The organism is Nitrospirillum iridis, assembly GCF_014205765.1.
In the GTDB taxonomy this organism is placed as follows: Bacteria; Pseudomonadota; Alphaproteobacteria; order Azospirillales; family Azospirillaceae; genus Nitrospirillum; species Nitrospirillum iridis.
In genome coordinates this window covers 58,261-70,644 of sequence record NZ_JACIIZ010000010.1, presented here as the reverse complement: position 1 = coordinate 70,644, position 12,384 = coordinate 58,261, and the positions used below count along the sequence as shown (strand labels likewise).

7 protein-coding genes and 1 riboswitch are annotated in these 12,384 nt (G+C 65.7%); of the genes, 2 read left to right on the top strand and 5 right to left on the bottom strand.

The features are described from left to right. The 3 genes from FHS74_RS17625 to FHS74_RS17615 form a co-directional block, all read right to left on the bottom strand. Positions 1-714: a SapC family protein gene (locus FHS74_RS17625; protein ID WP_184802959.1), complete on the bottom strand. Its 714-nt coding sequence runs from the start codon at positions 712-714 to the stop codon at positions 1-3. 15 nt (positions 715-729) lie between these two features. Continuing rightward, complete coding sequence (locus FHS74_RS17620) at positions 730-2,265, bottom strand: tryptophan halogenase family protein (RefSeq protein WP_184802957.1); 1,536 nt, start codon at positions 2,263-2,265, stop codon at positions 730-732. 185 nt (positions 2,266-2,450) lie between these two features. Next, complete coding sequence (locus FHS74_RS17615) at positions 2,451-5,333, bottom strand: TonB-dependent receptor (RefSeq protein WP_184802955.1); 2,883 nt, start codon at positions 5,331-5,333, stop codon at positions 2,451-2,453. A 722-nt stretch (positions 5,334-6,055) separates the two neighbouring features. On the opposite strand from FHS74_RS17615, the gene FHS74_RS17610 reads away from it, so the two are divergent. Together FHS74_RS17610 and FHS74_RS17605 are read left to right on the top strand one after the other, a co-directional pair. Next, positions 6,056-7,183, top strand: coding sequence for a GDSL-type esterase/lipase family protein (locus tag FHS74_RS17610; RefSeq protein WP_211106374.1), 1,128 nt, complete (start codon positions 6,056-6,058; stop codon positions 7,181-7,183). Positions 7,184-7,254: 71 nt separating this feature from the next. Continuing rightward, a riboswitch (cobalamin riboswitch) is annotated at positions 7,255-7,443 on the top strand. Positions 7,444-7,599: 156 nt separating this feature from the next. Further along, positions 7,600-9,525 carry a TonB-dependent receptor plug domain-containing protein gene (locus tag FHS74_RS17605; RefSeq protein WP_184802953.1) on the top strand — a complete coding sequence of 642 codons (1,926 nt, stop codon included), beginning with the start codon at positions 7,600-7,602 and terminating at the stop codon, positions 9,523-9,525. A 33-nt stretch (positions 9,526-9,558) separates the two neighbouring features. Here FHS74_RS17605 and FHS74_RS17600 read toward each other — a convergent pair whose 3' ends face one another. Next, positions 9,559-11,373 (bottom strand): PHA/PHB synthase family protein, encoded by a 1,815-nt coding sequence (locus tag FHS74_RS17600; protein ID WP_184802951.1) that lies wholly within the window; start codon positions 11,371-11,373, stop codon positions 9,559-9,561. A gap of 115 nt (positions 11,374-11,488) precedes the next feature. After that, positions 11,489-12,214 carry an acetoacetyl-CoA reductase gene (phbB, locus tag FHS74_RS17595; RefSeq protein ID WP_184802949.1) on the bottom strand — a complete coding sequence of 242 codons (726 nt, stop codon included), beginning with the start codon at positions 12,212-12,214 and terminating at the stop codon, positions 11,489-11,491. Between the last annotated feature and the right edge of the window lie 170 nt (positions 12,215-12,384).

The following is a 12,384-nucleotide window of genomic DNA, read 5'->3' as shown; positions in this document are numbered from 1 at the left end:
TCAGCCCCAGGTGGGGGCGGAGGACAGGCCACCCGTCAGCCGGCGGTTCTTGCGCTCCGCCATCAGCGGGATGTGCTTCAGCGACGCGATCATCAGGTGGATCAGCTGCATATAGCCTCGGCGGAACAGGTCCAGCACGGCGGCGTCGGGCAGGGCGCGCAGCGCCTCGCGATCGATGGTGTAGAGGTCGGTCAGCTCCCGCTGGGTGCCATCGTCGAAGCCGAGGCTGATGTCGATGGGCTCGATCAGCTTCAGGGTCAACAGCGTGTCGATGAAGCGTTTCGTGCGCTCCAGCCCCGGGCGCAGTTCCTGCATCGCCGCGATGATGCTCTTCAGATAGGGCGTCATTTCCCCTTGCGGGGAGAATAGCGGCTCGCCGACATCCCGGCCCACCCGGGCGTCGTCCAGATCGATGGCCAGGTCGTCGCCCACCGTATAGAAGGGCCCGCGCTGCAGGTTCAGCGGGCGATAGCCCTGCCAGCCATCCGGCGTCAGGAACAGGTTCTCCCCCTGCTCAAAGCCCAGCACGGCGCCGCAGACGAAGGCGCCCGTTTCCGCGTCCTTGGACAGCAGGATGGGGCACTGCACCGCCAGCAGCGCGAATTCGCCGACGATGACGGTGACGAAATGGCGGGCGTCGAACGCCGGGTTGGCCTTGGCCTTTACCTGCAGGTCGCGATGGGCGTGGTTGTTGACGATGGCGATATTGGTCATGGGCGTCCCCCAGGCTCAGATCGATTGCATGCCGTGGTCGCGGATCTTGCGCACCAGGTCTCGGTTCTTGGGTAGGTTCGCCCGCATTTTCTGGGCCATGGCCGCGTTTTCCTCCAGCATTCGGCTGGCCAGCATGGCGCTGGCGCCATTTTCGAGGGGGTCGACCTCGGTGCGGAAACCCATGCCATACAGCACGTATTGATAGCTGGCGGCGGGGAACACCTCTTCCAGGCGATCGAACTCATCCAGGAACCAAGGCGCCCGGTACTTCCACAGCCGCAGCAGGTCAGCCAGGCGCTCGGGTACCGAGGCGGGATCGACATTGTCGCGCCAGAACGCCGTGTCGGTGCGCTGGGTCAGGACGTAATGCAGCTTCAGGAAATCGATGATGCGGCCCCAGCGGTAGTGCGTCACCTCGTTGAAGCGGCGGGCGACAATGTCCATGACGCCGCGCCGGGCCGGCAGCTGTTCGGCGATGATCTTGGCTGACAGTTCGATCAGCATGATGGCGGAGGCTTCCAGGGGCTCCAGGAACCCCGCCGCCAGGCCCACGGCGACGCAGTTGTTCTTCCAGAACTGCTCGCGGTGGCCGCCGCGGATGGGGATCTTGCGCGCTTCCGCCTTGGTGCCGGCGTAGCGCGCCAGTTCCGCCCGCGCCGCCTCCTCATCGATATGATCGCTGGAATAGACGTAGCCCAGGCCGCGGCGGGTGGGCAGGGCGATGTCCCAGATCCAGCCGGCAGACTGCGCCGTGGCGATGGTCTGCGACGCCATGGGCGTGTCCTCCGCCTCATGCGGCACCTGGATGGCCAGCGCCGTGTCGCAGAACAGCACGTCCCGGCATTCCTTGAAGCCCACGCCCAGGGTCTTGCCGATCAGCAGCGCGCGGAAGCCCGTGCAGTCCACGAACAGGTCGCCGGCGATTTCGCCCGCCTGCTCCGTCACCAGGCCGGTGATGTCGCCGGTCTCGTCCTGCTTCACCTGGGTGACATCGGCCAGAACGTGATGGACGCCCAGTTTCTCCGTGCAGTGCCTCTGCATGAACCCGGCGAACTTGCCCGCGTCCAGGTGATAGGCGTAGTTGGCCACGCCCCGGTATTCCGGGGTGGCGATGGTCTTGGGCGCCAGACCTTCCTCGCAGATGGTTTCCTGCGGGCAGACGGCGGCGGAGAAGGTGCGCCCGCGCGCGTCCTGCAACCAGTGGGGCACCAGGTTCACCTGGGACCAGCCCTGGGGCAGCATCAGCGGGTGATAATAGGCGTCATTGGCGGCGCCCGTGGTCCAGCCCACGAACTTGCCGCCCTGTTTGAAGGCGGTGTCGCAGTGGCGGAAGAACTCCGTCTCCGACACGCCCATCTTTTCCAGGGTGGTCCGCAGGGTGGGCCAGGTGCCTTCGCCCACGCCGATGATGGCGACATTGGGGGATTCCACCAGGGTGATCCTGAAGCCGGCGGGCATGCGCGCCTTGTGCCGGGCGGCGATGATGCCCGCGGTCAACCAGCCGGCGGTGCCGCCGCCGACGATGACGATGTGCTGGATGGGACGATCCATAGGGGCATCCTGGTTCTGGAACGGCGGTCGCTTCTCCCTGAAAGGCGCCTGTCCCGGTCTGATTTTTTTGCAGTGTAAGCCGTTTTCCCGATCCTCCCGCGGGAAAAAATGGGGCCGCCACGTGCCACGGCGGCCCCAGGAGTCAGGAGGAAGGTACGCTCACACACTCAGTGCCCGAACCGGGCTCAGTACTTGAAATGCGCGCCGATGGTGTAGCGCTGGCCATAGGCGACGGCATCCAGCAGCTGTTCCTTGTACCGACCATGGGTCGAGTAGGTCTCGTTGGTCAGGTTCAAGGCCTCGAAGTAGACGCTGACATACTCGTTCACGTCGTAGCTGGTGCTGAAGTCCACTTCCCAGGCCGGATCGACGAAGGTCGGCTCGGACCCGTAGATGGACCCGCCCTGCGCCTGGCCAAAATGATCCAGGTACTCATCGCGCCAGTTGACCGCGATACGCGCCTGGAAGCCGTACTTGTCGAAGAAGCCGACAAAGTTGGCGGAGTTGGCCAGACCGGTGACGGCGAAGTTGCTGACCGCCAGGTTCAAGGGATCGTAGGGCTTGTTGGTCCCGACGACGGTGGCGTTGGCCTGGAAGCCGAAACCGGTGTCGTCGAACACGTGCTGGATGGACATCTCCAGCCCGTAGACTTCGGCCGTTGGTCCGTTGACGTAGGTGCTGTAGCTGTACTGCACATCCTTGCCGGTGGTCGGGTCGATGACGCCGGCGAAGGTCTTTTGCGACGTGCCGCCGACCACGAAGTTGCTGACACTCTTCATGAAGCCATCAAGGGCGACATAGGAGTTGCGCTGGTAGTAGTACTCCGCCCCAATATCCAGGTTATCGGACAGGTACGGCATCAGGTTGGGGTTGCCGCCCGAGGCCGACACCGTGCCGACGCGCTGTGTGCTGATGCTGTAGACCGGCGTCATGTTGTTCAGCGGCGGCCGGGTCAGTGTGCGCGAGGCGTTGAAGCGCACCTGCAAATCGTCCGTGACGCCCAAGGTCAGGTCCAGGTTGGGCAACATGTACTGGTAGTTGTTGGTGCCCTCGACCGTGGTGACGGGACCGTAGGCCACCGTGAACGCGGTCTTGTCGCCCGGGGTTACGGTGAAGGCGGTCGGCGTCTGGCCCAGGCCGGACGATGTGACATGGGTGATTTCCTCACGGACACCCAGATTGACCTTCAGCGGCATGTTGGCCACCTGGGTCTTGAACGTGGTCGAAAGGTACGGCGCGAAGGTCTCTTCCTCGATGTTGCGCTTGGAACCGGGGGAGAGCATCAGGGTGTAGGTGCCGTTGAAGGGCGGGGTGCAGCAGCCGGTGTTGAAGCCGGGGATGGTCTTGGTCTGCGGATTGCCCAACGATTGCAGGTAGTTCAGGATCTGGCCCGGGTTGGCCATTAGGATCTGCGAGGGCAGGTTGCCATTGTTGGCGAAGCCCGGGATGAAGTTGGCGGTGCTGAAGGTCTGATTGAACCAGCTCTGCGGCAGCGCCACGCCGGTGGGCGAGCCCGACGCCGGGCCGTAGCCGCTGTAGGCCTGCCAGTCGCTGTTGGTGAATGTGTCGTAGCTGCTGAGATCTTCCTTGTTGTCGATGTACTGGGCACCGAAGCGGATGGTGGTGTCGCCGCTCTTCCACTCGCCCTCGACCTTGCCCTGGTCGATGACATTGTAGTTGCGGGTCGACGTCATGGGCAGCACGTGCGACCCGATATAGCCGTTGGTGAAGTGCGACGTGTCTCCACCCGGACCATAGACGGTGGGATAGGGCAGGGAACCGGCGGCGACGCCGACGATGCCCACGTTGTTGGTGTTGATGCAGGTGCCGCTGGCGCAGGAACCGTACCCCACGTCGGCGTCCAGGCTGGTCAACTGGTTGCCCGGGTTCTGCCAGGATTCCGAGCGGGCGGCGTCGACCGTAATCTTCCACTGGCTGGTCGGCGTCCACTTGACGTTCAGGCCGTACAGATTGTTCTGCAGCACCTGGCTGTTGTACTGAGCCTGGAAGTCGGTCGGCGTGTTGGGCTGGACGAAGCTGGTCACCGAGCCGTTGCTGTTCGTCTTGACGTTCTGCAGGCTGCCGGAATTGAACCAGATGCTATAGCCATACTGGTTCTGGTGGGCCTCCTCACGCTGGAAGTCGTCGTTCAGCGTGATTTCGATCTGGTCGGACGGCTGCCACTGCAGGGCCAGGCGGCCGGACTTGCGGACGGTGTCGCTGTGTTCCTGATAAATGCCGTAGTCCTGGATGAACCAGGCCGGGGCGTTCTTGGGCGTGGACGGATCCAGGCTGCCGAACTTGTCGGTGGTGGTGCCGATCCAGCCCTGGTTGTTCACATGGTTGCCCAGGGTCTGGGTCTCGTTGTAGCCCGCCGCCACCAGGATGCCGAAGGTGTCATGGGCGAAGGTGTCGCTGACCAGCAGGGCGCCGTTGGGTGAGGCGCCGTCGGCGTCGCTGGCGTAGGAGCCGGAAACCGAGCCCGCGGCCCGGAAGCCGGAATGCTCCAGCGGCTTGGGGAACTTGATGTTGACGGTTGCACCGATGGCGCCGGCCGACATCGAGGCATCCGGCGACTTCAGCACGTCGATCTGGCCGACGAAGTCGGAACTGACCGAGCTGAAATCGAAGCCACGGCCCGAACTGGCGGCGGAGGCGGAGACGCGGCCGTCGAACAACGTCTCATTGAAGCTGGGGCCGAAGCCGCGGACCGTGATGGCGGTGGCGTCACCGGTGGATGTGGGCACGCCGCCCATGCTGCTGGTGCCGCGGCTGATGGACACGCCGGGAATGCGCTGCATCGACGCGGCGACGTTGGAATCGGGGAACTTGCCGATGTCCTCGGCCGAGATGGCGTCAACCAGGCCGTCGGCCTCGCGCTTGATATCAAGGTTACGTTGCAGCGAGCCGATGATGCCGGTGACAATGATGTCTTCCATCGTGTCGGAATTGGCACCGCCCTGCGCCGGGCTCGTCGCTGATGTTTGCGAAAGTGCTGGTGTAGCCAGGCCCGCTATTGTGACCAGAGAGACGCTGGCCAGGATGGCTTTGCGGAAATCCGCGACCATAGACTTGGTCGCTCCCTTTTTTGTTTTGAATCTCACCATATTTTCCCTCCCTAGCTTTCAGATGCCGGTTTTGTTTGTGGTGTTTTTTGCGGGGCAAAGAAATACGGCAACGCTAACAAGGTCTGTTAGCGCTATCATATTTATATGAGAATACCCGCTTGATATAATCCCTGGCAGGCAGGCGGCATGATCTGCCTGCCAGCGTACTTCCTCCCGTTTGCTAGAGTAATTCTAAAGCCATCACTGTCGCGTCTGGCCCCCAACCCTATGCAATGGTAACGCTACCACAGGGTGCGGGAATGGGCGACAAAAATTTGAACATTGCGTTTATGAGACCGTAAGTGTGTCATTTGTACCAGCCGACAGGGCTGATACCGGTCTCAACCGGGGAGGGGCAAGGGGCGCCAACTCGCCGTTTCAGCCACTTTCGGCCGAATCCCATAGACTCCGGTTTGCTCTTGTGCGGTGCGTCAACCTTGGCGGGTGGGAAGGCGGCTTGACCCGGGACATCACGAGGCCGGTGACGTTCTAACCACGGGAGAAGCATGGGCCCGTCGCGGCTGCGACGACGGGCGTGGGCTACATCGCATCCAGGAAAAGCTGGATGGCGCGGGGCTGCGATCATGAAGCCGCCCGCCCCGGGGTAGGGCTGGCGGCCGGCCGGCGATCCCGCTACCCTGGCGCCCATTTCGCATATAAGTCCGATTATGGGAGTGCGGGCGGTGAAGTCCTTGTTCGTCTTGTCGATGATGGCCCTGCTGGTCACCGGTCCCGCGCTGGCGGGGACGGCAGCCCCCAAGGTGGAACCGGTGGCCGACCTGCCCGCCGGCGCCAAGGCACTGCCCAGCCATGTTGGCGGCCGCGTGTTGGCGGAGGGGGGCGACGGCGGCTTCCGCCGACAGTGGCCGGGCACTTACGTCGAGACCCGGTTCAAGGGCACGATGGCGCTGTTCCGCGTGGGGCCTGGCGATGTCAGCTTGCGCGTCAGTGTCGACGGCGGCGCGCCCGTGGCACTGGTCAAGCCCAAGGCCGGCGCCTATCGCATCGCCGGTCTGGCGGCGGGCCCGCATACCGTGCGCATCGACACCGCCAGCGAAACCCAAGCCGGGCCCAGCGGTTTCGGCGGCTTCTACGCCCCGGCCGGCACCAAGGCGTTGTCCTTGCCCGCCCGGACGCGGCAGATCGAATTCATCGGCGACAGCCACACTGTCGGCTACGGCAACACAGCGGACCAGGCGGCGTTCCCCGCCACCTGCACCACCGCCGAGGTGTGGGACACCACCGACACCTCCCAGGGCATCGCCCCGCGTCTGGCCCGCCGTTATGGCGCGGATTATCAGGTGAACGCCATTTCCGGCCGGGGCATCGTGCGCAACTATAACGGCTTCGCCGCCGATACCCTGCCGCAGGCCTATCCCTACACCCTGTTCGACCACGCCACCCGCTATGAGGACACGGCGTGGAAGCCCCAGGTGATCGTCATCGCGCTGGGCACCAACGATTTCACCACCGCCCTGAACCCGGGGGAGAAATGGGCGACGCGCGACGCCCTGCACGCCGACTATGAGGCGACGTACGTCAGCTTCGTCACCTCCCTGCGGGCCCGCAACCCCCAGGCCTACTTCCTACTGTGGGCGACCGACATGGCCGGTGGCGAAATCGCGGCGGAGGTGGCCAAGGTGGCGGAGCGGCTGCACGCGGCGGGCGAAAGCCGCGTCGCCTTCCTGCCCATGCATGATATCGCCTTCACCGGCTGTCACGCCCACCCCAGCCTGGCCGATGACGCCAAGATCGCCAAGGCGCTGGGCGACTACATGGGGACCCATCCCGAGGTGTGGGCCGGCCGATAAGGGAAACCCCGTGCCGCTCCAACCATTGTGATCCCGCCACCGCGATTGGATCTTTGGGCGGCTTTGCGTATGCTCCGCCCCAGGTGTCAGGTTCCCGCAAGGGATTTCAAAAGGGAACACGGGTTCAAGACCGTGGCTGCCCCCGCAACTGTAGCCGGCGAGCGATCGTCCGATATGCCACTGAGGCCCCCGGGCCTTGGGAAGGTGGACGAAAGCGTTGACCCGGAAGCCAGGAGACCTGCCTAACACCGTCGTCCTGTTTCCGGCCGGGGTGCGCCGGGGACTGCGGGGGTAACCGTCGCGACGACAGTGTTGGAGTCGTCGCGGGGGGCCCACGGGATGGGATGGATCGATTTACCGAGACCGTCGTGCTCGCCCGCCGACTCCTGGAGTCAACGCCAGGAGAACGCAACGCCATGCGCATGTCTTTTTTGCTCTCGACCATTCTGCCTACCAGCGCCGCCCTGATCGCCCTCTGCCTGCCCGTCGGGCGTGTCCGTGCGGCGGCGGCATCCGCCGACCCGGCCGGGGACCCGCTGGGCGATGTGGTCATCAGCGCCACCCGCCTGCCCACGCCGGAATCGCAGGTCGCCAATAGCGTCACCGTCGTCACCGCCGCCGACATCGCCGCCCGGCAGGCACAGACCCTGCCCGACGTGCTGAAGGACGTGCCGGGCCTGAACGTCGTGCAGACCGGCGGGGCCGGGGGGCAGGCCTACGTCTTCATGCGGGGCGCCAACTCCAACCATGTGAAGGTGCTGGTGGACGGCATCGACATGGCCGACCCGAGCAGCCCCACCGCCAGCTTCGATTTCGGCCAGTTCCTGACGCCGGACATCGATCGGGTGGAGGTGCTGCGCGGACCGCAGAGCGGCCTTTATGGGTCCGACGCCATCGGCGGCGTCATCAACATCATCACCAAGGGCGGGAACGGCCCGACGGCCTTCACCGCTGGCATCGAGGGCGGGTCCTTCGACACCCTGAACCAGAACGGTGGTATCAGCGGGTCGACCGGGCCGCTGCACTACCGCGCCACCATCGCCCATTTCCATGCCGGCGCCACACCGGTGACGCCGGAGAACCTGCTGGCCCCGGGGGAGGCGCGGAACGACGATAGCTACGACAACGTCACCGCCTCGGCGAAGCTGGGCTATGACGTCACCGATACCATCGATCTGGGGCTGGTTGGCCGCTACACCAGGACCGATCTGCGCTTCACCGGCGACGACTACTCGACATATCCCGCCACGCCGGCGGCCCAGCGGAGCGCTGGGGCCACGCTGCAATACTACACCCGCGGCACCGGCCACCTGTCGCTGCTGGACGGCCGGCTGAATCAGACGCTGGGCGTGGCCTACGGCAGCACCAAGTCCTCCTCCGCCACGCCGGGCAGCGCCAACAGTTATTATGCCGGCGACCGGGTCAAGGTGGATTGGCAGGCCGACTATGTCGTTACCAGCGGCCAAACGGTGGTTGTCGGGGCCGAGCATCAGCGCGACGCGATCCGCCAGCCCATCACCGCCGGCACCGATCTCAATTCAGGGTATGCCGAGCTGCAGTCCACCCTGTTCGAGAACTTCCACGACACTGTCAGCCTGCGCTATGACGACAGTGGACGCTTCGGGGGCAAGGCGACCTACCGGGTGGCGCCAACCTACTTCATCGCCGCCACCGGCACCAAGCTGAAGGCCAGCGTGGGGAGCGGCTTCAAGACGCCGACCTTGAGCGAGATGTACCAGGACTATCCGGCCTACGGCTTCTTCGGCAACCCGGACCTGAAGCCCGAGACCAGCGTGGGCTACGACGCCGGTTTCGAGCAGGCGCTGCCGGGCGGCCGGCTGCGCCTGGGCGTCACCTATTTCCACAACGACATCCGCAACCTGATCACCAACAACGCCAGCAACACCTCGTACGCCAATATCGGCCGGGCGCGGACCAAGGGGGTGGAAAGCTTCGTCGCCTACCAGCCTACGGACACGGTCACCCTGCGCCTGGATTACACCTATACCCAGGCCTATGATGCGATCCTGAACCAGGAACTGCTGCGCCGACCCCGGCACAAGGGCAATGCGGATGTCCGCTGGCAGGCGACGGACCGGCTGTCGCTGGATGTGAGCCTGCTGGCCGTCGGCTCCTTCATCGACGGCAACCGCGACTTCTCCATCCCCCGGCTGAAGGCGCCGGGTTATGTGACGATGGACATCGCCGCCAGCTATGACCTGAATGAGATGTTCACGGTCTATGGCCGCATCACCAACCTGATGGACCGGGACTATCAGAATCCCACCGGCTTCCTGCGGCCGGGGCGGGGCGTGTTCGGCGGCGTCAGGGCGCGGCTGTAGGGGGCCAGCGGTGTTGGCCCGCTTCCTGGCCCGTCAGCCTTGATGCACATATGAACCCGGCGCCGCCGCCAGTCCGGTTGACAGGGCGGGCGGTGCTGTCTTGGCGCGGGCCCCGGTGCCGCACAGCCACTCCTCCCACGCCGGCCACCAGGATCCGGCGTGATGGGGTGCCTGTGCCGCCCAGGTGTCTGGATCGACGTAGCGCTGGTCCGGATGCCGGGTCATGAGCTGATAGCTGCCGCGCTGGAGCGCCGGTGGATTGACGATGCCGACATTGTGCCCGCCGGACACCAGCGTGAAGGTGACGTCGGTGTCGCTGAACAGGCTGATCTTGTAGACGGAGCGCCAGGGCGCCACGTGGTCGCGCACGGTGCCCAGCGCGAAGATGGGCACCTTCAGGTCGCGCAGCGCGATCACCCGGCCATCCACCGCGAAGCGGCCCGCCGTCAGGCGGTTTTCCAGGAACAGGCTGCGCAGATACTCACCATGCATGCGCGCCGGCATGCGGGTGGAATCGGCGTTCCAGGCCATCAGATCGGTCATGGGCTCCCGGTCGCCCAGCAGATAGTCGCGGATGACACGGGACCAGATCAGGTCGTTGGGCCGCAGCAATTGGAAGGCGCCGGACATCTGGGCGCCGCTGAGATAGCCCTGCCGCCACATCAGGTCGTCCAGCAGGCTGATCTGCCGTTCGTCCAGGAACAGCATCAGTTCGCCCGCCTCGGCGAAGTCGGTCTGGGCCGCCAGCAGGCTCAGGCTCGCCAGGCGATCGTCGCCGTCGCGGGCCATGGTGGCGGCGGCGATGGACAGGATGGTGCCACCCAGGCAATAGCCGCAGGCGTGGATGCGCCGGCCCGGGACGGCGGCGCTCACCGCGTCCAGCGCCGCCATGACCCCCAGGCGGCGATAATCGTCCAGGCTGAGGTCACGGTCGTCGGCGACGGGGTTCTTCCATGAAACCATGAACACGGTATGGCCTTGGTCAACCAGCCAGCGGACCAGGGAATTCTCCGGCCGCAAGTCCAGGATGTAATACTTCATGATCCAGGCCGGCACGATCAGGATAGGCTCGGCGTGCACCGTGGGCGTGGTCGGCGCGTACTGGATCACTTCCATCAGACGATTGCGGTGAATGACGGTGCCGGGCGTCACCGCGACGTCCCGGCCGACCTGGAATTCCTCCGTGCCCACGGGGGGCGCGCCCCTCGCCAGCCGTCCGGCATCCTCCAGCCAGTTCAGGCCGCCCCGCACCAGGTTCATGCCGCCTTCCTGCAGCGTCCGGCCCATGATGACGGGGTTCACCCAGGGCAGGTTGGTGGGGGAAAGGATGTCCACCCATTGGGTGAAGAGGAAGGCCAGTTCGTTTTCATGCTGGCGGGCCACGCCGGGGACGCGACGCGCGATATCCACCAGCAGCTTCTCTCCCAGCAGATAGGCCTGCGCGACCGCCACGTGGGGCCATTGATGCCAGACCGGGTCGGTGAAGCGGTGATCCCCCGCGGATGGCTCGATCAGCGGGGCAGGCTTGCCGCCCGCCGCCGTGTCGGCCAGCCACACGGCGAGGCGTCCCGCCGCGTCCGCGACCGACAGCGTCCAGCCCAGACGCCGCCCCGGGCTGGCGGACAGGTGGACCACCCAATCCGTCCATGCCTCCATAATGACGGAGGGGGACAGCCCCTGGGTCAGCCGCGCGGCGGTGGCCCGCAAGGCGCGGTCAAGCGACCGGAAGTCGGGATCGGAGGGCGTGGTGGCCAGCGGCGGCGTCACGGCGGGCCCGGGATCGGGCCGCTTCGGCGTCGCGCGGTGCCGCTTGCGGGGCAGGGTGTCGGGCGGGGTGGCGAGGGTCATAGTTTGCCTCCAGTCGCCGGCCCCTTCGCGGGGCGGGCCACGATGATCATGGCGGCCCCAACCCGCCGCCGTTCCTTAGTCGATGGGCCGTCAAGCCGCCGAACCGGCCCATCGACTATTGCATGTACTTGCCACCGTTCACCGACAGGGTCTCGCCGGTGATGAAGCCGGCCTCGTCCGCCGCCAGGAACGTCACGGCGCGGGCGATCTCCTCGGGCTGCGCCAGGCGCTTGGCGGGAATGGCGCCGACGATGGTTTGCAGGATGTCGGCGGGCACGGCGCTAACCATGCTGGTGTTGGTGTAGCCGGGCGCCACCGCGTTGACCGTGATGTTGCGGGAGGCCCCTTCCAACGCCAGCGCCTTGGTGAAGCCGATCAGCCCCGCCTTGGCGGCGGCGTAGTTGGTCTGGCCCGCCTGGCCCGAAAGGCCGTTGACGGAAGTGATGTTGATGATGCGGCCGAAGCGGCGTTCCCGCATGCTTTCGATGACCGCGCGGCACATGTTGAAACAGCCGCCGAGATCCACGTCCAGGACCGCCCGCCACTGTTCCGGCGTCATCTTGTGCAGCATGGCGTCGCGCGTGATGCCCGCGTTGTTGACCAGGATGTCGATGGGGCCATGCGTGGCGGTGACGTCGGCGACGCCGGCGGCACAGGCGGCGAAGTCCGCGACGTCCCAGGCGGCCGTGGGCAGCCCGGTGGTCTGCCGGAAGGCCGCCGCGATCGTCTCGTCCGCCGGGGAATAGGTGGCCACCACCGTGTGGCCGGCGGCCTGCAGGGCCAGGCTGATCGCGGCCCCAATGCCGGTGACCCCGCCCGTGACCAAAGCGACGCGTGCCATCAGAACCTCCATATCGGTGAGTGCGAGGCGCACAGGGAACCATCGACGCGGCGTCGCGCGATTGTCGTGCGTCAAGACGACGGGGCGGTATCCGGTGCGGCCCCCGGAATTGCGATCGCTCAATGCCGAACGGCGGCGGATGTGATCTGCTGAAGGTTGGCCCGCCGGAA